This is a genomic window from Dyadobacter fermentans DSM 18053, assembly GCF_000023125.1.
Classification (GTDB): Bacteria; Bacteroidota; Bacteroidia; order Cytophagales; family Spirosomataceae; genus Dyadobacter; species Dyadobacter fermentans.
The window spans coordinates 545,635-570,434 of sequence record NC_013037.1 but is presented as its reverse complement, the minus strand read 5'-3'; the positions used below and the strand labels follow the sequence as shown (position 1 = coordinate 570,434).

Below are 24,800 nucleotides of genomic sequence, written 5' to 3'. Positions count from 1 at the left end.
TAAAACCGAAATGGGTAATTTCCTACTATGAACACGAAGGATATGCAACTAAGCAAAACAATCTTTCTGGTTGATGATGACCCCGATGACAGGCTGCTGATTTCCGAGGCAATACACAGCGTCATCAAGGCGGTGCGGATTGTTGAAATCCAAAGCGGGATTGACCTGCTTAACATACTCAGCAGCCAGCCAGGCCAGTTCCCGGATTTAATACTCCTGGACATGAACATGCCCGGAATCAATGGCTTGGAAACCCTTTCACAACTGAGAGAAAAACCGAGTCAGCGGTGTTTTCCAATAATCATGTTATCGACGGCTTGTAATAACGATTTGGTTAAGCAAGCTTACATGCTTGGAGTTAATGCATTTATGCCCAAACCAATTACCTCCGGGCATTACAGAGCGGTCGCGAGGGCCGTCAACCTGTGTTTCCTGAATCATATCGATAGTACCCCTCCTAATTTGTCAGTTTCCGAAACTGAAAAGGAAACCAGCCTAATCGTTATCGAAGACAATGAAGACCACTGGAACCTGATCGACATGGCAATCAGGCAAAAGAAACATCATTTGAAATTGATCAGGCTGCGTGACAAAAGCAGTACGCTGGAATTTCTGGATAGTTGCTACAAACGCCTGGCCCCCTACCCGAAGTTGATACTTTTAGACCTATACATGCCAACCAAAAAAGATGGGCTCAGTATTCTGGACTCAATCCGGTACTTCATCTCTGTGAATAACCTGCCCCAGGTGCCCGTTTTCGTTTTTACCTTTTCCGATCATCAGCAGGACATCGACGCCTGCTATGCAATACAGGCAAATGCAGTGATAACAAAACCTACCGATTTGACCCACTGGCCGCTCCTATTCGCAGACTTGCTTGATTTATGGGGCCAAACGGTGCGTCTGCCAAACAACCAGATGGCCTAGTCAAGCTATCCCATCGTGCAGCTAACAGATCATTTGCTGTTAACTGTGCCATACGTTAATGTCCGACTTGAACTAGCACAACTATGGATCAACATATCGAAAATGCAATTGACTTTTCTCAGGATCAGCAACCTGACCTGAAAGCGCTACCCGGAAAGCCGTACCCGCTTGGGGCGAGCTGGGACGGAGAAGGTGTTAATTTCGCCCTCTTTACAGAAAATGCACAAGCGTAGAGCTATGTCTCTTTACCGCTGAAGGGGAGCAGTCTATTAAAATCAGGGTTGAAGAAGTCACACACCATATCTGGCATACCTATGTGCCGGGCCTGCGTCCTGGCCAGCTGTACGGTTACCGGGTTTATGGTCCATACTGTCCGGATGACGGCCACCGGTTTAACCCAGCCAAATTGCTGATCGATCCCTACGCCAAAGCGCTGAGTGGCGATTTGAAGTGGGACGATGCTTTATTTGGATACCGAGTAGGAGATCGAAGTGAAGATTTGAGCTTTAACGAACAGGATAAAGCTCCCTTTATACCAAAGTCGGTGGTTTTAGACGAAGCATTTGACTGGGAAAATGACCGGCGGATCGACCGCCCCTATCATGAAACCGTTATTTACGAGTTGCATGTAAAGGGTTTTACTCAGCTCAATGAAAAGATACCTGCCGAGCTCCGTGGCAAGTATAGCCAGCCTATAACCTTCCGCCTTCCTCAACCCATATTCTGTTTCCTACTCTCAATCGCAATAAACTCCGGCAGGTAATCGGGTGTGCAACCTTTCGAAACTTTATCGCCTTTATAAAGGCCGGTTTTTTCGCCCAGCGCGATGCAGCGGTCGCGATGCTGCTTTTCGTAAATGCCGATCCAGCCGGCGGTAAAGTTCATGGCCCATTGTACTTCTGGCTTCTCATTTACAATACCGGCTTCTATTTTGGTAAGCAGTTCCCCCGCGTTATCCAGCGGTATTTTACCCATCCAACGCAAGCGCCCCTGATGGTACCAAAAAACGCGCCTTTGTAAAGCCGATGCGGCGTTTTCCCATGATTCAACCAGAGCGATGGTCTTCTTATCTTTCATCAACTGATTAGCCATTAACCAATCGATCAGCTGATTCCGCTCGTCGATGGGATGAGTTTGCATATCCTTCTCCAGTTCGTCGACCAGACTTTGCGAGACGCGCTTGCTGTCCATGATCAAAATCGCCAATTGTCGGGGCAAGAAGTTCCCGCTTGACCAAAGTTCCATGGCCAGCTCGTGATCTTTCCCGATATCCTTGGCGATTTTTCGAAGGTCGCCCAGTTTCGTATCAGGGTGGATTTGATTGAGAATGCCTTCTGCTTTTAACGTTTGACCCATTTTTGAATTCAGATTACTCATGTCAGACCGGAACCAGCTTCAATGGAATTCCCCCGTCAATATAGAGTTTTCCGCCTGGTTTGAGCGCTTTTTTTAAATTTTCAATGGCCTGCTGCTCGATTTCCGGGTGCCGACCGTCGAGGGCTCCCACGCGGATGGCAAATGCAAGGTCGAACGGTTCTTCGCCTTTTTGCAACTCAAAATTCTCGATTGCTTCGGTTCGGAATGTGAGTACGCCGCTGGCGATTTCTGTTGCGCTGTTTTCAACGGCCTGTGCGATCGCTTTGGCCGACCGGTCGATTCCCAGCACCCGGCCTTGCGGGACCCGTTTCGCAACTTCACGCGCAGCCGCTCCCGAACCGCAGCCGATTTCCAGTATTCTGAGGTTTTCCCTTAGAGGCAGCGCGTCTACAATTTCCCGGAGTCTCGCTTAGAGTTTGGTTGCCATAGCCGTTTATTCAGAATGCCAGGAACTTAATCCCGGTTTTTGACAATATAAACTGAGCCCGCAGGATCGGTAATCCAATGCATGTCCCTGGGAAGTTCTTCCAGCTCGTCGCAGGTCGAAATACCTTGTGATTTCAGATATTCCGTCGCTGCCGGGACATTCTCCACATTCAGTTCCAGCCATGTTTCCGAATGCGTATAGTTATCTACGCAATCCAGCCACATGACATTGCCGCCAAAGCTGACCCGGTGCGTTCGCGATACGGTCGGGTTTGTGATCGGCCGCTCCTCAACATCCAGTTTGAGAATATCGCGGTAGAACGCCACGGTGGCTTCGTATTTACTCTTCGGGATTTTTACGGCAATGTTAATGCCGCCTTCAAATTTAATGTCCATTTAAGTGTAAGGTTTTTATCTGTAAAACTCCTATCCGCCTTCCGGCTTGAATGCCCTGATTTGGATAGCATTTCCGATCGTTTGTCAGTCGCAAAGCTAACATCAGGCAAAATGAAACATGCTGGGCAAGAAGGACAATGAAGTGGGCGGATCGGACAAGATTGATCCAAAATTGATTGGATTTGAATCAAAACTGATAGTGCCCCAAGGACGCTGAAGATACTTTTGTGCGCTTTGACAAACCTAATCTCAAAACAACCCTCGGTAGCGAACAGACAAAGAAAGCGCGACAATATGAAAACACTTTACACGATTTTGCTGGTGTTGCTAGGCCAGCTTGCCCTCGCCCAAAACGAATTTATTACCCGATGGGACCTCTCCGTTTCCGGCTCGGGTGCTACGCAACTTAGTTTTAATGTAGCCACGTCGGGTCCGGTGAACTATACCTGGACAGAAGTATCGCCGGGTACTGCCACGGGTTCGGGCGCATTTGAAGGCGCAACTGCTACCATCACGGATTTACCTGCCGGAGCGACCATCGAACTCAGCATCGCCCCGACTCACTTTAAAAGGATACATATTAATAATGGTCAGGACCGAAAGAGGTTGCTGGATGTGGTGCAATGGGGAACCGTCTCCTGGGCATCGATGAATCAGGCCTTTTATGGTTGCGCTAACCTGCAAATAAGTGCAACGGATCTGCCGGATTTGAGCGGTGTGACAGATATGTACCGGATGTTCAGGGGATGCTCCTTGTTGAATGGTCCGGCCAATATCGGTGAATGGAATACGCAAAACGTGACCAATATGGGTGCGGTTTTTTGTGAAGCCACTGCTTTTAATCAGCCTATTGGCACATGGAATACGGCCAATGCCACTAATCTAGCCGGGATGTTCATTCTTGCCCGGGCTTTTAATCAGCCTATCGGCTCCTGGAACACATCAAAGGTGACCGACCTTACCGAGCTGTTTTTCGGCGCCTCGGCTTTTAACCAGCCGGTTGGAAATTGGAATGTAGGTACGGTGTTCAGAATGACGTACATGTTTAAAGATGCCACGTCGTTTAATCAGACTTTGGGCACCTGGAAATTGAACCGGAGCGCATTTTTAGTGTCGATGCTCGATAACAGCGGCATGGACTGTTACCACTACGGTGAAACACTGATTGGTTGGGCTCAAAACCCTGCAAGTCCCCAGGGAACCTTGCTGAGTGGCATCGGGCGAACATACGGCAGCGCGGATGCCATTGCCGCCCGGAAGTTCCTGATTGAAGAGAAGAAATGGGTGATCGGAGGTGATGCGGCATCGGGCAGTGAATGCGCCCGCCCGTTCGTAACCCGGTGGGATTTAGCCAGGTCAGGCTCCGGCGGCACGCAGCTTAGCTTTGGAGTGAGTACCAGCGGACCGGTCAATTTCACCTGGACAGCAATCGGTGCCGGCACTCCCGCGAGCGGCCTGGGGACTTTTAATGACGGCACGGCCACGATTACCGGTCTTCCGGCAGGGGCCACCATCGAGCTCAGGATCGATCCTGCCAATTTTCGAAGGATCAATATCGGCAATGGACCCGATAAACAGCGCCTGAACGACATCGTGCGGTGGGGCTCTGCGGGCTGGACGAGCATGGAAAATGCTTTTTATGGCTGTACAAACCTCCAAATCTCTGCCCCCGACATGCCTGATTTGAGTACGGTTACCAGCTCGGCAGCCATGTTCCGGGGATGCAGTGCGCTCATGGGACCTGCCGACATCGGTGATTGGAATACGGCCAACGTCACCGATATGACCGGGATGTTTCAGGACGCCATTGCTTTTAACCAGTCTTTGGGCAGTTGGGAACTGGATGCGTCGGTGAATCTGAGTAATTTTTTAAATAACAGCGGCCTGAGTTGTTTGAACTATGGCGAAACATTGAAGGGCTGGGAGGCAAACGCGGCTACTCCTCCCGGAAGGAACCTTGGCGCAGTCGGCCGTACTTATGGTACTGAGGCGGAAAACGCACGGGAGGCGCTTGTAACCGTCAAAGGCTGGACGATCAATGGCGACGGAGCATCGGGCAGCGAATGTTCAGGAAATTTCATCACGCAATGGGACCTGTCGAAAACTGGTTCGGGCGACGCTCAGATCAGCTTCGGGGTGATTACCAGCGGACCGGTTGGGTACACCTGGACAGAAATCTCTTCCGGCACTCCCGCCACCGGTTCCGGCACTTTTGATAACGGCACGGCCATTATCACCGGTTTACCTGCTGGCGCGATGATCAAGGTCAGCATTAACCCGGCTAATTTCCAGGGTATCGCTATTGCCAATGGCCAGGATAAAGATCGTTTGGTAGTTGTAAGCAGTTGGGGAAGCACCGCGTGGGCCTCTATGAATGCTGCTTTCGATGGCTGTACCAACCTTCAGATCACGGCCATCGATCTGCCTAATCTGAGTTTGGTTACCAGCATGGCCTCGATGTTTCGCGGATGTGCCGCGCTAAACAGCGTGGGCAATATCGGCAGCTGGAATGTGGCAAATGTGACGGATATGTCCAGCCTGTTTGAAGGAGCCAGCGCTTTTAATCAAAACATTGCCGGCTGGAACACGGGGAATGTGAGGCGTATGGATAGGATGTTTGAGCGGGCAGGTGCTTTCGACCAACCCATCGGCACATGGCATACCGGACAGGTCACGGATATGCATTCCATGTTTGAAAATGCCGCAAGCTTCAAACAATCTGTGGGCGCCTGGAATACCGGGAATGTGACAGACATGACTGCCATGTTTAAAGGCGCCACCGCTTTTAATCAACCGTTGGGTAATTGGAAACTGAATGCCGCGGTGATCCTGGCAAATTTCCTTGATGACAGTGGTTTGAATTGCATCAACTACGGCGAAACGCTGAAAGGCTGGGCTGCCAATGCTGCTACGCCCAATGGACGCAACCTTGGCGCATTGAACAAAACCTACGGCACAGAATCCGAAGATGCCCGGGCTTATCTGATCGCAACCAAAGGCTGGACCATCACCGACGATGTCGCATCCGGTACCAATTGTTCGGGCGCCTTCGTCACAAGATGGGACCTGAGCACCGGCGGCTCGGGCACTACTCAACTCAGCTTTGAGATTGGCGTTGCCGGGACGGTGAGTTATACCTGGAAACAGATTTCTTCGGGCTCTTCCGCCAGCGGTTCCGGTACTTTCACCACCTACAACGCAACCATCACGGGCTTACCCGCAGGAGCCACAATCGAACTTAGCATCCTTCCCACCAATTTTCGCAGGATAAATATCAATAATGGTCAGGACAAAAACCGGCTGGTAGATATCGTGAACTGGGGAACAACAGCGTGGAATGCAATGAATAACGCTTTCTACGGCTGTGCTAACCTGCAAATCAGCGCGACGGACGTCCCCGATTTAACCAATGTTCAGAACATGTCTCAGGCTTTCAGGGGTTGCGCCGTACTGAACGGCCCTGCCAACATCGGTAGCTGGAACACGACCAGCGTGACCAATATGAAAGGCATGTTCCAGGAAGCCAGCGCGTTTAACCAGAATATCAATAACTGGAACACCGCCAATGTAAGCACCATGGTGAGCATGTTTCAGGACGCGAGGGCTTTTAACCAGCCCGTTGACACCTGGAATATTCAAAATACAGGCAACATCAATGCCATATTCAAGGGCGCCAGCGCATTTAACCAACCGATTGGTAACTGGAACACCCGGCAAGTAACAGATATGAGTTCTGCATTTGAAGACGCAAGCGCATTTAACCAGCCCATTGGCACCTGGGATACCGGGAATGTGACATTAATATATAATATATTCAAAGGTGCAAGTGCATTTAACCAGCCCATCGGTGCGTGGAATACTCAGAAAGTGAATTTAATGTCTGGTATGTTTAACGGCGCCAGCGCATTTAATCAACCCATCGGCACGTGGAATACCGAATCGGTGTGGCAAATGGACAATATGTTTGCCGGTGCCATTGCCTTTAACCAACCCATCGGCACCTGGAACGTCGGCGGTGTGAGTACTATGGCACACATGTTTGATGGCGCCACCGCATTCAACCAGGACATCGGCGGCTGGAATACGCAGTATGTGGAGCAAATGGAATATATGTTTTATGGAGCAAGCGCATTTAACCAGGATATCAGCGGTTGGAACATCGGTTGGGTATGGACAATGGAAAATATGTTCAATGGCGCCAGCGCTTTCAACCAGTCGTTAGGGGATTGGACGCTCGGCTGGTCGGTGGGATTAACTTCGATTTTCACCAACAGCGGCATGAGCTGCTATGCATACACCCAAACACTGAAAGGCTGGAACGACAATCCTTACACGCCACATGGAATTATCCTCGACGCCACTGGAAGAACGTACAGCCCCAGCGTGGTAGGCGCCCGTGACAATCTGATTACCGCCAAAGGGTGGAGCATCTCCAACGACGCTGCTTCTGACACCGAATGCTCGGATGGCCTCCCGGTTACGCTGGTTTCGTTTTCAGGACAAAAAAACAGTGAAAACCAGCATGTCTTGAAATGGACGACAGCCAGTGAGGTGGATTTTGATCACTTTGAAATACAGCGGTCAGCCGATGCGAGAAGGTTTGAAACAATTGGAATGGTCCCCGGCAAATTGGCTGCGACTCCGAATGTCCCTGCAGAATACAGCTTCGTAGACCGCGCCACCGGCTCCACCAGCTATTACCGCCTTAAAATGATCGATCTCGATGGCTCATTCGCCTACTCCCGGATCATATCCATCAAAAATGCGGGGGTGCAGGCATTCGTGGGCAGCTTCTACCCTAACCCCGCCAGCGGGAAGGTATCGATCGACGTCGATGCACTCGAAAGCGGCCAGTGGACTGTGAGCGTAGTGGACGCAAGCGGGAAAAGTCTCTCGACAAGCACATATTATTTGCAAAAAGGCAAAAACACACTCAGGCTTGACCGAAGCACCACCGGGCTCAACCTGGTGCGCTTCGAGTACGGCCTGCTTTTCGAAGTCAGGAAGTTCGTGGGGAAGTAGTTTTTTTTCCCACGAACGCGCTTATCAAATGGGTGCAAGAATATCTTGCGCTACAATGCCCAGATCGTTATTCAGCTGATGTCCCCCGGTTGGAATTTTCCGGAATGTCGCCCAGGGAAGTTCCTGTTCGTATACCGAAAGTTGTTCGACAGGAACTTCCTCATCATCCAGACAATGGTAAAAAAACAGGGGAATTGTCCGGTCCAGCTTGCCGGCAAAATCCGCACGCAATTTGAATGGCTCAACCCAATCCTCATTCCCTTCCCAGAACGGGGTGGAAATCAGGAAAATACCACCTATTTTCCGTTGGATTTCTATTTCAGACAGACAAGCGAGCAGCATCGACGCGCCGAATGAATGTGCCACCAATAGTACACCATCGCTGCTGGCTGCTATATGTGCGGCGATCTGGCTCCTCCTGCCGAGATCCGGAGTGCCATCATCCGGTAACAATGGGTAATGAATGTCATATCCGGGCACCAGGTGTTCCCGGAGCGAATCAACCAACGGCTGATCGGCCTCATAGTCCTCTTTTGAACCGCCTCCCTGTAAGAAAATGATCTGCCTTTCCATCGTACCCGAAGTTTTGTGAAATGTTTTGTCTGCTTTCCAAAAGTACGCAGTCGGGTTGAATGCGGTGCAGGTGAAACCGGTCAGATTGCGGGGCTAATCGGGACAAGTTTGCGGATTGAAGAATTTTCCTATTTTTGACCCCCACAGTTACATCTCACACTGAATCCCGCTTATGAAAAAAATAGGTTTTTTGTCGTTCGGGCATTGGTCTAACCACCCGGCTTACAACGCCCGGACCGCCAGCGACACGCTGCTTCAATCCATCGACCTTGCTGTGGCTGCCGAGGAAATCGGGTTGGACGGCGCGTATTTCCGCGTGCATCACTTTGCTGCGCAGCTCGCTTCGCCGTTTCCGTTGCTGGCCGCTATCGGTGCCAAAACGAGCAAGATAGAAATCGGAACGGGCGTGATTGACATGCGCTATGAAAATCCGCTGTACATGGTGGAAGACGCAGGCGCGGCCGACCTGATCTCTGAAGGGCGATTGCAGCTCGGCATCAGCAGAGGGTCGCCGGAGCAGGTGATCGATGGCTGGCGCTATTTCGGGTATGAGCCCGAGCAGGGCGAAACCGACGCGGATATGGGACGACGGAAGGCACTGGAGTTTCTGGAAAGGCTCAATGGCGTGGGATTTGCCGAGCCGAACCCCTACCCCATGTTTCCGAACCCGCCTGGCCTGCTGCGCGTCGAACCTCACTCGGAAGGACTGCGCGAACGCATTTGGTGGGGCGCCGGCTCCAACGCTACGGCCGTCTGGGCCGCTGAAAACGGGATGTACCTGCAAAGTTCGACGCTTAAAAACGATGAAGGCGGCAAGCCGTTCCATGTCCAGCAAGCCGAGCAGATCAGGTTATACAAGGAGGCCTGGAAAAAAGCGGGTCACCAGCGTGAGCCGAGGGTTTCGGTGAGCCGGTCTATTTTCGCATTGGTGACCGACCAGGACCATCGGTTCTTCGGGCAGGAAGCCGGCAGAACCGATAAAATCGGAACGATCGAACCGGGCAAACGGGCCATTTTTGGTCGGAGCTACGCCGCCGAGCCGGATCAGCTCGTGAAAGAGCTGGCTCAGGACGAAGCCATCCAGGAAGCGGATACGCTGCTTTTAACCATTCCGAACACCCTCGGTGTCGATTACAACATTCATGTGCTGTCTTCTATTTTGAAATACGTGGCCCCGGGCCTGGGCTGGCGCTAAGCCGGGCTCAGCCCGGCACAAAGTTTTTGGTCGTTTTTTAAACCAACACTTTTGCCATGTCACGGAAACTGGTTCAAAAAGACATTCACATCCAGGCCTCAGCCGAACAAATCTGGCGGATCATCACCGAGGACGAACATAATGTAAAATGGCTCGCTGCTTTCGGCGAGGGTAACATCGCCCAGACCGACTGGCAGGAAGGAAGCAAAGCCCGTTTCACGGACGACTCCAATGTAGGCCTGATCGCCGTGATCCGCGAAAGCCGCCCGTTCGAAAAAATCCTCATCCAGAACATCGGCATCCTCACCGACGGAAAAGAAGATTACGACAGCGACGAAGCCATCGAAAGCCAGGAATTTTTCGAACAATATCTTCTAACCCCGGAAGATAACGGCGTGCGGATGCAGGTGCAGGTGAATGTAGAGGATGAATTTTATGATGAGATTTCGGATTGCTGGGAAAGGGCGCTGGGGATTATGAAGGGGCAGGCGGAGGGGGGATGATCTTACTCCTCCAATTCGTCGGAAGACCAGTCGGTATACAGGATCGAATCAGCCTTCGACGGCAGCTGCCGGAACAACCAATCGAAATCCTCGGAGTTATAGTATATGCTGATGTACTGCAAAACCGGTTTCGAATGCTTTACTTTTTTTAGATAGAAAGCAAAATGGGCTTGCACCTCCCTGATAGTAATGATCTCATTCCGAAGATAGTATATCAGCAGCAGTGTAAAATCCAGCAACTCGTCGAAAGAATCACGAAAAAAAATCTCATTGTCGTTAATAATGTCACTTTCGTGGTTTCTAAGCAGGTAAGCCAGGTTGATAAATACATATTTGTGCGCGCCCGGGAAATTTTGATTCGCATAAAACACCGACGTGTCGGGCCCGGGTGTCTTTTCGATCGGCAGGTCCTTATCAATAAAAATTCTGAAAATATCCTTTCCTTTTTCAATCCGTTCGGCAACACATTTTTGTGATTTGTAGTTGGCATGAACGAAAATGACAGGGTCACTCACCTGGGTAGGGTCGTACTGCGCCCCGCTCGACATTCCTTTGTAGTGATATTCCTGGAAATCATCAAGCAAGCGCTTTGCGGCAAACAGTTCCGGCTTTTTAAACTTTACGATCAGCTCTTCCAGCACACTCGCCCGCTTGAAAACATTGTTTTTGCTATACTCCGAAATAGCTTTGTACAGCGTGAGCGCAGCGATAATGAATGCACCGATTTCCAGGAAAGATTGTAGTCCGTCCATCTTATTTTATTTTAAAGATCTGTTTAGTATACGCTCCGATTTTTTTGGAAAAAGCACTGGAATCCTGAAAAGATTCTTTCAACTTTTGATCCACATAAGCGAATGAGCCGTCGGAAAAATACCATCCAAGCGGCAAATTAAAACCTTGCTTGCTGCTGCGGTCGAGATCTATCCGTATGTATTCGCAGGGCAGTAAATCGCTGTTTTTGTCGTTGTAATATTTGAACACATTCTCTGTCAGTGCATCAATCGTGGGTGTTTTCCGGTCCGACGCATTCATGAACCCAATAATAGGCATGGAGATTTCGTGCAACATACCCGCGATTTTCGTTTTTTCGTCCAGTACATCGGTGGCAGGACTGTTTTTGACAAATATCACCACGGGCTTCAAACGAATGCCGTTTTGCTTGAACAAAGCAGAGTTCTCCACCTTAATAATCACCGGTTTGAGTCGAAGAAGGAGTTGCCATACTGTTTCCAAACCGGTATTTTCCTTGTAGCCGCCATCGATCACGTGACCTATTTTCTTACCACCGCTGGAAGAAATAAGGCCGCCGGAAGTAATGTAGGGAAACCGTGAGCAGAGGGACGCTACCGTTTTGACCGGAATGTCCTTCCCGATCGACGCGATCACATCCAGCTCGTCTTTCAGCACATCCGGCTCATTTATGTCAGGTGCCGGCGCGCTATGCAGCAACGGGTAGGTCACGATCGTTTTTTGACCAGTTTCCGCTAATACACCATTGAGAAACAACCGAGGTAATCTCAATGTGGTGTCTGCATAAAGGCTCAGGAATCCGCTTTCGAAGCTGTCGCTATTGGTATGGTACGTGAATGCCTTACTCCATGCATCCTCCAACCGGCGCGTCCGGTCGAAGCTGGGAACCCCTATGGGCAGAATGTTCTGCAAATTGTCCTGGAACATACAAGCAGCCAGCACATCCGACAAGAAGTCGTTGCGGATCGACCTCCTGAAACTCGCTTCATACAAAACAGGATCCGTTTTTGCTGCGAGCTGATCGTGCAGATAGTACATGTAAAAAGTAGCTCCGACGCCCCCGCCCGAAGCACCGCTGATCCCGTAAATATGCCAGTGTATGCCCGGATACTTTTTTTCGAGCGAAGCGAGAACCAAAGCTGTCCACGATAAAGCCCGGATCCCGCCACCTTCGGCAGCGACGAAGAAAATGGGAATCGGTTGCTTTTCCGGCTTTTTGCTTGCATTACTTTCCGGCGGGGCTAAAATGGTATCGGGTAGAGAGATAAGACTATCCTTGTTTGGCAATTCGATAGCCCATTTCTCAAAATCGCTTTCCAGCGGTGGTCGCGCCACCGTTTTCGGCAGCGTACGAATATGCGAATTGTCGTTAATGGCACTGAAAATTGCAATCAAAATAACACAGTAGAGCAGGAATGGCCGCCGACCAGGTATATTGAAATACATCAGCGTTGAAAAGACCATACTTAAAAATGATAGCCCGAAAACCATTACCGCAATGGGTCCGACCTTGACTGCAAACCCCGTCTCAACCGAAGTAAGCGAAAGAATAAAGAGAATGATGGTGTAGGCCAGGAAGAAGTAAAACAGCATCCTGGTGCCCCGGAAGAACAACAGGGATTTTAAGGTCTGTTTTTGAGCTGAAATTCCGTGGAACCACCTCACATTCTGAAACGTCAGCTTTAACAAACGGAAGAATTCTGTCAGTACAAGTGGCAAAACAAACAAAACGAAACCTATAACGATGATCAGGGGATAGGCATTTTCTGAATAAAGATCGGGCTTGAATAACAGCAAAACGAAAGGAAGTGAACTCAGAAATATAGGCAGCACCACAAGCCAAAACATCATTCCCGCCGCATTTGCCTTGATGAATGCCCTGTCATGCGAGATCTGCTTCAACTGGAAGAGAAGTGTGGCACAAAACCATAGCGACATACTGAATGCGAACAGTGAAAGCATCGTCCACACCCAGTAGCGGCTGTTCTTGATCACCTCGTTCACGATGTCGATTCCCTGAGGATTCGAAAAGAGTATAATGGCATACACCAAAATCAGCACGAACAACAGGATCACATGCCGCGCTACCGTCCAGAATGACCTGAACAATTGCTGCGCAAAGGATCTGCCGACACGAATCCCGAATCTATTCAAGATCCTCATCATCACATTATAAAGGAAATTGGTCATAATGCTTTTGAAAACGAGTTTTACCTGATGATGCCCCTGATGGTTTCAAAAATTACCGGCATGCATTATGTCCTTTGCAGGAAATCTGCGGACGCAAAGCCGTCGATCAGGCCGTCCCCTTCCACATCTACCCGTGCCCAGCCGTCTATGGTGATTGTTGCAAAGATCACCTGTCCGGGCCTCATGCTCCCTATTACCTCGAACTGCGTGCCGGGGCCTTCCCTTAGCCGTAAGCCATTCCGCGCGATTACTATATACCTGTTTTGCAGTACCGGCTCCAACGCGCCGTCTACCGGGTCGTCATCAATTGTGAAGGCACCAAAATCGGGATCTACCGGATTGGCCTCATTAAAATCGACGCCCAAGCCGCACAATGTTGTGGCAGGCGCGCGTTGCAGTAATTGGTAGTTCCCTTTCCTGATCGCCTCTTTTGTTCCCCGGAATCCCATTGACATCGACAGCCACGTTTTGCTGATCAAGCCGTTGGAAAGAAGTCTGTCAGACACCAGTTTACCCCTTTTGATAGCAAGCACGGAATCCTGGATTCCGTATTGTACGGCGTGTCAATAATGCTCATTGTTGAACAATTTTAGGGTTTAATGACGATCACAATAGCCGGCCATTGATCAGCCGTGAGGGAATTAGCAATTTGTTATGAAGCGCACCGAAACATAACCGCATTTGAGTATACGTACCCATCATACCAAGCTCCCTCCGTTGCGCCGGAGTCCGCATTGCTGTCAGGAGGAGGTACGGATGATAGTTGCGAAATACTTGTAACAAGTTAGAAAAAAATCGACTCATTAGTTTTTCACTATCTGCAATCGATAACAATCTTATTATCCGGTCACTACGCACAAAAAAAGGGAGAGGCTCTCGCCCCTCCCTCATCTCCAAAAAGCCCCTCACCCCTACGCTCTCCCCAACACCTGAAAAGGCTTCGCTTGCACATTCACCCGCGTGTACGCATATGCCGAACAGCCCGCCAGCACGAGGAATAATGCGTCTATAAAAAATATATCGAAAGCGCCCTGGCTCCATGTCGTCCACATCCAGAGGCCCGTGGCCATGCCGTTGGCGATGGGTACGCCTGTGCAGAGGACCGCGGAAAGCAGCAGCGTGTGGCGGTTCATTTGCGGGAGGTTGCGCAGGGCCATCAGGTAAATGCCCAGCACCAGCCAGCTGTAAAAGTAGGTGTTGTAAATCACCGATTGGTCCACGTGCGTGAGCGTTTTGATCATGATAAATGTGAATGCCGTGACCGGGAGCATGCTCAGGCAGGCCGACAGGAAGAAGTTGCTCGCCCAGAAGTTGAATTTACGCTTCCGCAGCTCCGTCGCAACTTTGTCGCGTGCTACGAGCCAGATCATAATGCCCGAAATGATGACGGCGCAGCCCATTAGCCCCAGCAAAAAGAACACGATCCGCAATGGCGTGCCGCCGAAGTCGCCGAAATGCAGATGATATACCAGGCTTTTCACCGTATCGATATAATTGCCGCCTGCGTTGGGTGATTTCTCTTCCAGCACTTTGCCGCTGGGCACATGCACCGTCGCATAGCCGGAGCCGGCGAAGTTTGCGTTGGGGTTCGGCTTGGCTTCGAGGCTCACCTGCATGCTTTCATCCATGTAATTGCGGATGTAAATGCGGGTAATCTGGCTGTCCTTCCATTCATTTTGCCAACGCGCCACCATGGCGTCCATATCGAACGTGCCGTTCATCGGCTTGTAGGTGTAATCCACCTTCACGCTGCGGTTGTATTGCAGGCTCTCGTACAGTTTGTCGCTGTCGCCGTTGTAAAGCAGGTTCGCGAATGGCGTCAGGAGTACGTAGTTGACAATCAGGACCACGCCCGTCACAGCAAATATTAGCTGGAACGGAAAGCCGATCACGCCCAGCACGGTGTGCATGTCGGTCCAGACGGTCTTCCATTTGCTCATCGGCCTGAACAGGAAGAAATTGGTTTTAATCTTGTCCCAATGCAGCAGCAAACCCGTAATGAGCGCAAAAAGGAACAGAAATGCGACGATCCCGGCCACCAGGTAACCGAACGGCGTTCCGATATTGATCCCTACCTGGTTGAGCTGCGCCAGAAAGTGCAGGCGGTAGAGGAATTCGGCCATGTCGTAACTGTCGGAATAATCACCGGCTTTTTTGTCGGAGAAATGGTAGCGGAAGTAGGCCGAATCGTCATTGTCCCGTCTCCCTCTGCCCCTTCTGCGTTCTTCCTTTTGGGGCTTGGGTTTCGGCTTGCTCACGGTCGTGTCCTGTGATACGCTCATGTCCACATAGCTTCCCTGGCCTTGCCGCAGCAAATAGAAGTTGAAATTCCGGCCGCGGAGGTTATAATGCTGCGACAGCGAATCGAGCAGGTGGTTGTAGGGTGGATCAAAATCGCGGGCCACTTCGGACCGTCCCTTTTGCCACGCCGCGATATCGTCTTTGAAGAAAGAAAAAGAGCCGGCAAAGAATATCACATACAGCAGGGCCGCAATGATGATCCCGCTGATGGTATGCGTATGAAAATAGATATTATACTTCCTAGGATCCATGATTTAGGTTGAATTTCAGTAGGTAAGGCAGGGCAAACACAACAGTGAGCAGAATGTAAAGTCCCCACACACGCCACACATTCGTTGCCACAAATGCGTACAGGAGCAGGCACGCCCACAGGATGTAACCCGTGAAATAGGCCGTAATAATCACATTTTCTTTCGGCAGGAATGTGGTGAAAAACAAATGCAGGCTCATGGTAACGGCATAACCGCCCACGCTCCCGGCGAGGATCTTGCTCAGTCGCAGCCGGGGCGATTTGGTCAAATACTTCTTATTGGCAGGCATATCTTATTAAATGATAAGTTCGAGGGTTACCGCACACAGATATAGTATCGCAACCGCGCCCGAACCGAAGTAGCGAAATGGGAAAAACAGCACCGAAACCGATCCCGCCGTCATCAGGATCACGACAGCCGCAAACAAACCGCTGCCCAAACCCAGGGATGCAACACACAAAGCCGTTCCCGCCAGGAACAATGCGCCGGCCATAACCCTGCTGTACAACGGGTTAGAAGCAACAGAAACCATCAACCGGTTTTTATCGGGCCAGGAAACGCGGGTCGAGGTGTTCATCCAAAACATGAACCCGACCAGAAATAAGAGGCAAATCGTACTAAACATAGGGTAATGCAACAGGCACACGATACCATCCGCGGCCTGAATAATTGGTTATAAATTGCTTACAGTTTTTTATTTGTAATTAGTTTAAATAAAACTTTGCAAATATAGGAGAAACTGTAAAATTCCGCTGCACGAAATCGCCGGATTGAAGAAAAAAGAAAATGGAGGTGACAAATGCGTAGTTCGGAGACGTCAGGCCACGGCGGAGGTCACAAAAAAAGCCCGCACTTGATTGTGACGGGCTGTTGCTATTCGAATGGAATGGCTACACGCGCAGCGTTCCGCGGAAGGCCCGCGCTGCGTAATAGGACTCGGCGCCATTATGGTAGTAAAAAACGGTGTCGTACCGGCGGTCGCAGAACACCGCTCCGCCCAGTTTGCGAATGTTGGCCGGCGTTTTAATCCAGCTCGACGTTTTCAGGTCGAATTTGCCCAACGTTTGCAAATGGCGGTAGGTTTCCTCGTCGAGTATTTCAATGCCTATTTCAGCAGCCACGTCGAGCGCGGTGTTTTCCGGTTTGTTTTCTTTCCTGAAATTCCACGCGTCGCGGTCATAGCACAGGCTACGGCGACCTTTGGGGCTTTCCGGCGAGCAGTCGCAGAAGATGTACTCGCCCGACTGCTTGTCGAAACCGATCACGTCGGGTTCGCCGCCGGTCAGTTCCATCTGGTCGAGCGTCCATAATTTCTCGCTGCGGGCTTCGAGGCGGGCTTCCACGTTGGCCCAGCGGATGCCCTCGTGGCGGGCTTTGTTTTTTTCGAAACGCGCTTTCAGGGTGGCGAGCAGCTCGTCGCGGCCCTCTGCCGAAAGTTCTTTTTTGTCGTTTTTCATAGCATTCATTTTTTGGATGTGTATCTGTTAATGCTTTCAAATAGTTCCATTAAAAACCGGCCGGCCTCACTGGCTCCATTCTCCGGGCTGCGGGCCGGAAATACCAGGAAATCCCCGTCAGAACAAGCAGTAGCAGCGGTGGCGCCACCTGGCCGATCGGATCGCCCAGCGCAATATGCGAAACGATCGCGCCCGACATGCAGAAGAAAAAGCCCGCGTAAGCCCACTCTTTAAGAAGTGGAAAGCCGGGAATAAGTACTGCCACCACGCCGAGAATTTTCCATACGCCGATGATCGTCAGCAGGTATTCGGGGTAGCCGAGGTGCGCGAACATTTTCACCTCCTCTTCCATTTTCATGAGCTGCACAACGCCCGTCGAAGTCATTCCAAGGGCGAGCCATGCCGTAAAAATCCAGTAGATGATCCGGTTTCTCTTTTCCATAACCTGTTTTATTTCAATTGATTGGCAACCTCCTGTAACCTGTTGTGCGCCATATTGATGCCCTGCGCGAATGGCAGTTTCAGCATTTCGTCCCTGTCGGCCACCGACCGGTACACGATCTGCATCGTCAGTTTGCTTGTCGTGTCGGTCAGCGACTCAAATTCCAGGAATTCCAACTGAACCGGAAACGGCGTACTTTCCATTTCGAAGGTGCGGGTAATCTTGCGTCCCGGCACGAAATCATGGATCACGCCATTGGTACGGAGCACGACATTCCCCTGGCGGTCCGACGTTTCGAAACGCCAGCTTCCGTGCGGTTTGCATTCCAGTTTCACCACTTTGGTCCCCATCCACTGCTCCACGATTTCCGGCTCCACATAGGCTTTGAAAAGCAGGTCGAGCGGCAGGTCGAATTCCCGGGTGATCACCAGGTCCTGCCGGCCGTTTTCAGCATTGATTTTCGTTTTCCGTTCCATCGGCTATTTTTTGGATTGATAGTTTTTCATAATGGATTCCAATGCATTAAACCGGTCGTCCCACATCTTCCTGAACGGCTCGATAAACTCGGCGATCTCCTTCATTTTGTCGGGATTGAGGTGGTAATGGACTTCCCGGCCGGCTTGCTCCTGTTTCAGCAGCTCACATTCCGTCAGGATGGCCAGATGGCGGGACACCGTCGGCCTGGCCGTATCGAAGTTCGAGGCAATCGCTCCCGCCGTAAGCGATTGCGAGGCCAGTAAAAGCAGGATCGCCCGGCGGGTCGGATCTGCTATGGCTTGGAAAACATCTCGTCTCAGGTTCATTGCGTAGTTATTTGGCTACAAATTTATATGTAGTCACTTAACTACGCAAATTTTCGGCCGTATTTTTTATAAATTATTCCAAAAAACTCCAAAAACTCTGCTCGAACCGCGTCCAATGCCACAACAGCAAAAGGCCGCCCGCATCAATGCAGACGGCCCTTTTGCCTATAATCATGTTACTGAAAAGTCTCAGCAATAGCTTTACGCCCTCACAGCTTCCGGCGCACCAGGTCCCTGAAAGCCAGGTTGGTCAAAATCGTTTTTTCAAAACCGGCCTGCGTAAAGATCAGCCCGTAATAGTTTTTCGAACGGTTCACCCAGGCATGTACGCCGCGGGCGCTCAGGCAGGCCACCTCCGTGGAAACGCCGTTCTGGATCTCATACCGGAACAGGCCCAGGCCATAGGTTGGGTCAACCTTATTGGTATTATCCTGCTCCATAATCGCTATCGACTCCGCTTTAAGGATGCGCACGCCATTGTAGGTTCCCTTGTTGTAAATCATCGTGAGAAAGCGCAGGTATTCGTTCATCGAGCAAATGATCCCATAGCCCGGCTCCGGGTTCAGCGGGTGTTCGGGACTGTATACCACATCTTTCATCCCGCATTTCGAACCGATCCGCTCCTGGAATATCTGTGCCCAGGTTTTCTTCTCGATCACCTCGGCCACCCGAGCCGCCACGCCGTAGCTCACGCTGCCGTAAAGCGCCTGCTTGCCCGGCGTGAAAAGCAGCTGCGTGCGAACGGCAATGCTGTCGATATTCTGGGCGAGTGTGAGGTCGCGGCGGCTGTCAAACCGCGATTCCACCACAATCCCCGACGTGTGCGAGAGCAGCTGCCGGATCGTAATTTCTTTCTTCTCGTTGTTGAAAGAAGGAATGTATTTGCTCACCTTGTCGTCCAGCGTAAGCTTCCCCGACTCTACAATGCTCATGATCACCGCGGCCGTCACAGCCTTCGAGGCTGACATGATCGATAGCTTTGTATCCGCATTGTATTTCCCCTGCCGGAAACAAAACTCGGTCGTATCGCGGCGACCGATGTACACCATCAGGTCGTTATCGTAATCTTTCGCGTGCGATTTCAGGAAGTTGTAAAAATCGAGGCGGTTCCGGTATTTGTACGGCGAAAGATTGGGCAGGTTGCCTGCCTCGCCATCCTGAAAGAAAATACTCCTGATATCTCGGTCGGCAATGGGAATGGGCGTTGAATCGAGTTCTGAAAAACCGCTGCCGGCACAAGTTTTACAACCCGTGTCGATCCCGTCGTTTGGGTCATCGGGCAATGGCTGAGGGGTATTCTTTTGTCCGCAAGAAAAAACCGCAAGAAGAACAAAAACTAAGGTAAACAGTTGTTTCATGATCTGCTGACGTGCACGGAATTCGGAAATAGTTTTTTACGATAATTCATAAACGGTAATTCTACGAATTTGTACATTAAATAAGCGATTAAATAGATAAAAAAATACGTACCCAGAAACACGGCCCATTGCAACCCGGCCACGGTTCCGAGGTTCTTTTCGTACCATTTGATGACGAAGTCGAGAACCAGGAAATGCATCAGATAAAAAGAATAGGACGTCTGGCTTATACTCGTAACGATTTTCACCAATGCATTCCCCGGCCGCGGGCACGCCACCGCATAGGGCAGCATTAAAGCGAAAGTCACGCAGAAAAGCGGCAGCAGCATTACATCCACGTAATAATTGATCTGCCCCCCCGCAATTGTATGCTGGATAATCTGAAAGCACAGCAGCAAGAGCATCCCGCCCAGTGCCAGCAGCCACACGCGCACCTTATGCGAAAGGTCCCACCTTTCCAGTACATACGCAACTAAACATCCATAGGCAATGGCGTCGATCCGGAACATGACCATTTTGCGCATGCCATCCCAGTCGCCCGAGGGCGGAACGAACGTTTTCCAGCTGGGCATCAGCAGTTTTTTGTTGAGCAATTGCGTAAACATGTCCTGATGGTACATCCAATGGTAAATGGATTTGGTAATGATGCCAACGACCAGAAACACAACAATGCTGGTGAGGAAAATACGGAACCGGGTCCCTTTCCGGCCCATAATGCCCGCAATGGCCAGCAATGCCAGCGGAAAAGTGAGGTAAAACCATTCTTCGACGGCGAGGCTCCACGAATGCGGGAAAAATCCCTGCGCCGGCGTGAGCAGGTTTTGCGCAAAAAAGACGTAGAAAATGATGTTGCGCATGTCGGAATAAAAGCAATAATATATGCCCAGCGCGAAGAGGTAGGCCGGTAACGTGCGCAGCCAGCGGTTAACCCAGAAAACCTTTACGGCCTGCCAGCTGATGCCAGGTTCGAGAACGGTACGCAGGATAATGCGGCCGATCAGGTAACCGCTCAGCACGAAAAACGCTTCCACACCCAGGCCCAGCCAGCCAAACGGGAAATGCGCATCCAGGGGGTTGAGCGGCATGGAGTGCGACAGGAACACCATCACAATTGAACATGCGCGCATGAGGTCAAGTCCAAAAATGCGGTCTGTCGACTTCGAAGCTTTTGTTTTTGGTTTGGTAAAGCTTTCTACCATAGAATGAAGGGGTGTGTGATTGCTAATTTAGAACCGGCAACTAATCGAACAATTATTAAAATGTCATTAAAAGTAGTAAACAAAAACTGTCTTTTACCGAACGGCGGACAAATCGATACCAGCACCAGCGTCATTAATTCCGCTATTTATCACAAAATCAAAGCGATTTCTCAGGAAAGGTGTTCTAAAAACGGGACACGAATTTACCTAACGGTGTTGCACATTGCTATCCACGGGATGATTTATCGGCAAAGCAATTTTTCGTCTTTACACGACATCTGATATAATGTGAATAAAAAATAACAGTAAAATAATATTTCAAATGTTTGCGGTGAAGCGTGCCACTGCCTTACTGCATGGATAAACAAACCTTTGATTTATGTTCAGGAAAACCGGTCAGCTCTTGCTATGGTTGCTCATCCATTTCACCGTCCGCGCTCAGGTACAGGCCGTTGAGCAGCAATTCGTAGTTGCGCAGGACGGCAGCGGCGATTTCAAAACGATACAGGAAGCGGTGAATGCCGTACGCGACCATTCGCAGATCCGCGCCACGATACGCATTAAAAGCGGGACTTATCGTGAAAAACTGGTGATACCCGCCTGGAAAAAGAATATCACACTCATCGGCGAAAGCGCCGAACATACCATTATTACAAACAACGACTTTTCGGGCAAGGACTTTCCCGGCCGCGATTTTACAGGTAATGCGAAGTTTAGCACCTACACCTCATACACCGTGCTCGTGCAGGCCAACGACTGCACCCTTCAAAACCTGACCATCGAAAACACCGCAGGCCGTGTGGGTCAAGCGGTTGCATTGGCGACCGAGGGCGACCGGATCGAAGTTTTCAATTGTCGCATCCTCGGCAACCAGGATACGCTCTATACCTCCAAGAACGGCCGGAATTTCTTCCGCGACTGCCTTATCACCGGCACCACCGACTTCATTTTCGGTGAAGCGACGGCCGTTTTTCAGAACTGCACCATCCACAGTCTCACCAACTCCTACATCACCGCCGCCTCCACAACCAGTGAACAGGCATTCGGCTACGTGTTTTTCAACTGCAAACTCACCGCAGCCGGCGAAGCCACCAAAGTATACCTGGGCCGACCGTGGAGGCCTTTTGCCAAAACCGTTTTCATAGACACCGAAATGGGCGCGCACATCGTGCCCGCAGGCTGGGACCCCTGGAAAGGCGATAACATGTTCCCCGAAAAGGAAAAAACCGCATTCTACGCCGAATACAACAGCACAGGCCCGGGTGCCAACGCCCAGGCACGTGCACCCTGGACAAAGCAACTGACCGCCGGCGAAAGGGAGCAATACACGATAGACCATATACTTTCGGGATGGACACCGGGCCGCAAGCTTCGTTTGCAGCCCTCCGGCGTACCCGACACGAGCTTTTCCGTGAAGGGCTCCTACCGCCAGGAACACCCCCGACGCCCCGACATCCGCATTGCAGACGCGCCCAGACCGGCTTCGGTGCAGGAGATACGCCAGGTGCCCTACCGCACCACGCCGATGGACAAGCAGCTGCTGATCGACATTTATAAGCCTGCTAAAAAGGGTAAAACGCGCCACCCGGCCGTTCTCATGGTACACGGTGGTGGCTGGCGCTCGGGCGACCGCACGCACAACACCCACCTCGCACGCAAGCTCGCCGCGAAAGGTTACGTCTGTATTACAGCCGATTACAGCCTGTCCACGCAAGCCCTCTACCCCGCCGCCATTCACGACCTTAAAGCTGCCGTGCGCTGGATGCGCACCAATGCTCAGGAATACGGCATTGATACCGCCCGCATTGCCATAATGGGTTTCTCGGCCGGCGGAGAACTGGCCGCTTTTATAGGTGCCACAAATGGGAATGGACAATTTGAAGGCGAGCGCGGTGAAGAAAAGCCATCCAGCACGGTGCAGGCGGTGGTCGACATTGACGGCATTCTGGCGTTCATCCACCCCGAATCGGGCGAAGGCAACGATTCCCGGTCTGTTTCTGCCGCTACTTACTGGTTTGGTTATCCCAAAACCGAGCGCCCCGACCTTTGGAAGGAGGCCTCGCCGCTCACGCACGTGACCGCTCAAACACCGCCTTTTCTGTTTATCAACAGCTCTGTGGACCGGATGCATGCCGGGCGGGAGGATTTTATTCAAAAACTGAATGCATTCGGCACATACAGCGAGGTACGGACATTCGCTGATGCCCCGCACACATTTATGTTTTTTGATCCGTGGTTTGAGCCTACGCTAGCCACTATTTCCGGTTTTTTGGATAAGGTGTTAAACCCAAAATCCACAAGCGGAAAGAAATAGCAATCCGGCCGGAGAATGTTACCGGCCGGACAATTTCAGTATTTTCCCTGAGCCGTGGTTGCAGATATACAGCTCATCCGACTGATCGGTTCCGAATGCGGAAATCTGCCCTGCTCCTTCGGCGATGATATCGTTTTTTACCGCCTTCCCATTTGCCGTTTCCAGCGCGAAAATGCGGCCGCTCACGTAATCGCCGAACACATACTTACCTTCGAGCGACGGCACCGCTTTACCGCGGTACACAAATCCGCCCGTCACCGAATGCTCGCCGTTGGCCTGGGGAAGGTCCAGCACGGGGTCGATGAGCCCCTGTGCTCCGCAATCGCGTTTCGGGTTGTAGCAATCGATGCTTTCCTTCAAGCGCCAGCCGTAGTTGCCGCCTTTCACGATGATATTGATCTCCTCCCGCTTGTTTTGGCCTACGTCGCCTGTCCAGAGGGTATTCGTAGCGTCGTCGAAGCTGATCCGCCACGGGTTGCGCAAGCCATACGCATAAATTTCTTCCCTGAATCCTTCCTTGTTTCCAGCAAAAGGATTATCAGCCGGTATGCCATAATTACCTTTCGTTTTGCTATTCACGTCTACGCGGAGGATTTTGCCTAGCCAGGCACTTTTGTTCTGGCCGTTGTTGCTCGGGTCGCCCCAGCTGCCGCCGTCGCCGGTTGAAATGTAGAGGTAGCCGTCTTTCCCAAACTTCACCGCGCCGCCATTGTGATTATCAAACGGCTGATCGAACGTAAAAAGCACCGCTGCGCTGGCGGGATCGGCCTTGTCCGGGTCGGTGGCACTCACTTTGTAGCGGACGATCGCCGTTTCCAGTTTCCCATTCACTTTGGTGGTATAATTCAGGAAAAAGTAGCCATTGGTTTTGTAATCGGGATGGAACGCGAGCCCCAGCAGCCCCGCTTCTCCGCCGTAGCTGACGAGCTTTTTGATATTCAAAAACTCCTTCGACGTGGAAGTGGATGCCGCATTCGCGAAAACGCGGATGGTCCCCTCCTGTTCCAGCACAAAAAGCCGGTTAGTACCGTCGTTGGAGTGCGTCAGATCGACGGGATAATCGAAATGCAGCTTGGGAAATGCCTCTACCACCCTCACCGCCGCCGCTTCCGGCCCTGGCCGATGCGGCTTCGACGCATTAAGAGTAATGAGCAGCGCCAGCGCGGCGAGACCGCTTATCATGCAACGTTTCATGGCCAATCTGGTTTTGGAGTTAGCAAACGGCCGCAAACCTGCCGCCGGGTTTACAAGTCGGATCGATTTCAGATTTACTGCCCGCAGGTTTTGAAAAACCAATGCATTATCTTCCCCAAAAA

The 24,800-nt window shown here is 51.1% G+C and carries 24 protein-coding genes and 1 pseudogene; 8 read left to right on the top strand and 17 right to left on the bottom strand.

Annotation, left to right across the window (positions count from 1 at the left end):
• Window positions 1-27: 27 nt before the first annotated feature.
• From DFER_RS02505 to DFER_RS30770, 4 genes and pseudogenes are all read left to right on the top strand, one after another.
• Complete coding sequence (locus DFER_RS02505; RefSeq protein ID WP_012780122.1) at window positions 28-927, top strand: response regulator; 900 nt, start codon at window positions 28-30, stop codon at window positions 925-927.
• Between the two features lie 83 nt (window positions 928-1,010).
• Window positions 1,011-1,160, top strand: a complete 150-nt coding sequence (locus tag DFER_RS30780; protein ID WP_310586756.1) for a hypothetical protein — start codon at window positions 1,011-1,013, stop codon at window positions 1,158-1,160.
• A gap of 35 nt (window positions 1,161-1,195) precedes the next feature.
• Window positions 1,196-1,294: pseudogene (locus DFER_RS30775) on the top strand (hypothetical protein); the annotation flags it as partial.
• Window positions 1,295-1,333: 39 nt separating this feature from the next.
• On the top strand, window positions 1,334-1,690 hold the full coding sequence (locus DFER_RS30770) for a hypothetical protein (RefSeq protein WP_310586755.1): 357 nt from the start codon (window positions 1,334-1,336) through the stop codon (window positions 1,688-1,690).
• Here DFER_RS30770 and DFER_RS02500 read toward each other — a convergent pair.
• From DFER_RS02500 to DFER_RS02490, 3 genes are all read right to left on the bottom strand, one after another.
• Complete coding sequence (locus DFER_RS02500; RefSeq protein ID WP_012780121.1) at window positions 1,639-2,304, bottom strand: DNA alkylation repair protein; 666 nt, start codon at window positions 2,302-2,304, stop codon at window positions 1,639-1,641. The two genes, DFER_RS30770 and DFER_RS02500, sit on opposite strands and share 52 nt — an antisense overlap.
• A gap of 1 nt (window position 2,305) precedes the next feature.
• Window positions 2,306-2,653, bottom strand: a complete 348-nt coding sequence (locus DFER_RS02495) for a class I SAM-dependent methyltransferase (protein ID WP_229206251.1) — start codon at window positions 2,651-2,653, stop codon at window positions 2,306-2,308.
• 104 nt (window positions 2,654-2,757) lie between these two features.
• A complete protein-coding gene (locus tag DFER_RS02490; RefSeq protein WP_012780120.1) occupies window positions 2,758-3,126 on the bottom strand; it encodes a VOC family protein in 369 nt (122 codons plus the stop codon).
• A 294-nt stretch (window positions 3,127-3,420) separates the two neighbouring features.
• On the opposite strand from DFER_RS02490, the gene DFER_RS02485 reads away from it, so the two are divergent.
• Window positions 3,421-8,148: a BspA family leucine-rich repeat surface protein gene (locus DFER_RS02485; RefSeq protein ID WP_012780119.1), complete on the top strand. Its 4,728-nt coding sequence runs from the start codon at window positions 3,421-3,423 to the stop codon at window positions 8,146-8,148.
• 24 nt (window positions 8,149-8,172) lie between these two features.
• Here DFER_RS02485 and DFER_RS02480 read toward each other — a convergent pair whose 3' ends face one another.
• Window positions 8,173-8,721 carry an alpha/beta hydrolase gene (locus DFER_RS02480; RefSeq protein WP_012780118.1) on the bottom strand — a complete coding sequence of 183 codons (549 nt, stop codon included), beginning with the start codon at window positions 8,719-8,721 and terminating at the stop codon, window positions 8,173-8,175.
• 172 nt (window positions 8,722-8,893) lie between these two features.
• Here DFER_RS02480 and DFER_RS02475 point away from each other — a divergent pair, with 172 nt between their 5' ends.
• Together DFER_RS02475 and DFER_RS28995 are read left to right on the top strand one after the other, a co-directional pair.
• Window positions 8,894-9,916: an LLM class flavin-dependent oxidoreductase gene (locus DFER_RS02475; RefSeq protein WP_012780117.1), complete on the top strand. Its 1,023-nt coding sequence runs from the start codon at window positions 8,894-8,896 to the stop codon at window positions 9,914-9,916.
• Between the two features lie 56 nt (window positions 9,917-9,972).
• Window positions 9,973-10,419, top strand: coding sequence for an SRPBCC family protein (locus DFER_RS28995; RefSeq protein WP_012780116.1), 447 nt, complete (start codon window positions 9,973-9,975; stop codon window positions 10,417-10,419).
• Between the two features lie 2 nt (window positions 10,420-10,421).
• Here the strand turns inward: DFER_RS28995 and DFER_RS02465 are convergent, their stop codons facing one another.
• The 12 genes from DFER_RS02465 to DFER_RS02410 form a co-directional block, all read right to left on the bottom strand.
• Window positions 10,422-11,171, bottom strand: a complete 750-nt coding sequence (locus tag DFER_RS02465; RefSeq protein WP_012780115.1) for a hypothetical protein — start codon at window positions 11,169-11,171, stop codon at window positions 10,422-10,424.
• Window position 11,172: 1 nt separating this feature from the next.
• Window positions 11,173-13,359 (bottom strand): hypothetical protein, encoded by a 2,187-nt coding sequence (locus DFER_RS02460; RefSeq protein ID WP_012780114.1) that lies wholly within the window; start codon window positions 13,357-13,359, stop codon window positions 11,173-11,175.
• A 65-nt stretch (window positions 13,360-13,424) separates the two neighbouring features.
• On the bottom strand, window positions 13,425-13,865 hold the full coding sequence (locus tag DFER_RS02455) for an SH3 domain-containing protein (protein WP_143828633.1): 441 nt from the start codon (window positions 13,863-13,865) through the stop codon (window positions 13,425-13,427).
• A gap of 405 nt (window positions 13,866-14,270) precedes the next feature.
• Window positions 14,271-15,911, bottom strand: a complete 1,641-nt coding sequence (locus DFER_RS02450) for a PepSY-associated TM helix domain-containing protein (RefSeq protein WP_012780112.1) — start codon at window positions 15,909-15,911, stop codon at window positions 14,271-14,273.
• Window positions 15,901-16,200, bottom strand: coding sequence for a hypothetical protein (locus tag DFER_RS02445; RefSeq protein WP_012780111.1), 300 nt, complete (start codon window positions 16,198-16,200; stop codon window positions 15,901-15,903). Before DFER_RS02445 ends, DFER_RS02450 begins: the two co-directional genes overlap by 11 nt.
• 6 nt (window positions 16,201-16,206) lie before the next feature.
• Window positions 16,207-16,536 carry a hypothetical protein gene (locus DFER_RS02440; RefSeq protein WP_012780110.1) on the bottom strand — a complete coding sequence of 110 codons (330 nt, stop codon included), beginning with the start codon at window positions 16,534-16,536 and terminating at the stop codon, window positions 16,207-16,209.
• 265 nt (window positions 16,537-16,801) lie between these two features.
• Entirely contained in the window at window positions 16,802-17,368 is a 567-nt protein-coding gene (locus DFER_RS02435; RefSeq protein WP_041735735.1) for a DUF4256 domain-containing protein, read from the bottom strand.
• A gap of 49 nt (window positions 17,369-17,417) precedes the next feature.
• Window positions 17,418-17,810 carry a DoxX family protein gene (locus tag DFER_RS02430; protein WP_012780108.1) on the bottom strand — a complete coding sequence of 131 codons (393 nt, stop codon included), beginning with the start codon at window positions 17,808-17,810 and terminating at the stop codon, window positions 17,418-17,420.
• A gap of 8 nt (window positions 17,811-17,818) precedes the next feature.
• Window positions 17,819-18,286 carry an SRPBCC family protein gene (locus tag DFER_RS02425; protein ID WP_012780107.1) on the bottom strand — a complete coding sequence of 156 codons (468 nt, stop codon included), beginning with the start codon at window positions 18,284-18,286 and terminating at the stop codon, window positions 17,819-17,821.
• A gap of 3 nt (window positions 18,287-18,289) precedes the next feature.
• Window positions 18,290-18,613 carry an ArsR/SmtB family transcription factor gene (locus DFER_RS02420; protein ID WP_012780106.1) on the bottom strand — a complete coding sequence of 108 codons (324 nt, stop codon included), beginning with the start codon at window positions 18,611-18,613 and terminating at the stop codon, window positions 18,290-18,292.
• Window positions 18,614-18,822: 209 nt separating this feature from the next.
• Entirely contained in the window at window positions 18,823-19,896 is a 1,074-nt protein-coding gene (locus DFER_RS02415) for a serine hydrolase domain-containing protein (RefSeq protein ID WP_229206153.1), read from the bottom strand.
• A gap of 71 nt (window positions 19,897-19,967) precedes the next feature.
• Entirely contained in the window at window positions 19,968-21,170 is a 1,203-nt protein-coding gene (locus DFER_RS02410; RefSeq protein WP_012780104.1) for an acyltransferase family protein, read from the bottom strand.
• Between the two features lie 379 nt (window positions 21,171-21,549).
• On the opposite strand from DFER_RS02410, the gene DFER_RS02400 reads away from it, so the two are divergent.
• Window positions 21,550-23,484: a pectinesterase family protein gene (locus tag DFER_RS02400; RefSeq protein WP_012780103.1), complete on the top strand. Its 1,935-nt coding sequence runs from the start codon at window positions 21,550-21,552 to the stop codon at window positions 23,482-23,484.
• Between the two features lie 18 nt (window positions 23,485-23,502).
• Here the strand turns inward: DFER_RS02400 and DFER_RS02395 are convergent, their stop codons facing one another.
• Entirely contained in the window at window positions 23,503-24,678 is a 1,176-nt protein-coding gene (locus DFER_RS02395; RefSeq protein WP_041735734.1) for a PQQ-dependent sugar dehydrogenase, read from the bottom strand.
• Window positions 24,679-24,800: the final 122 nt, after the last annotated feature.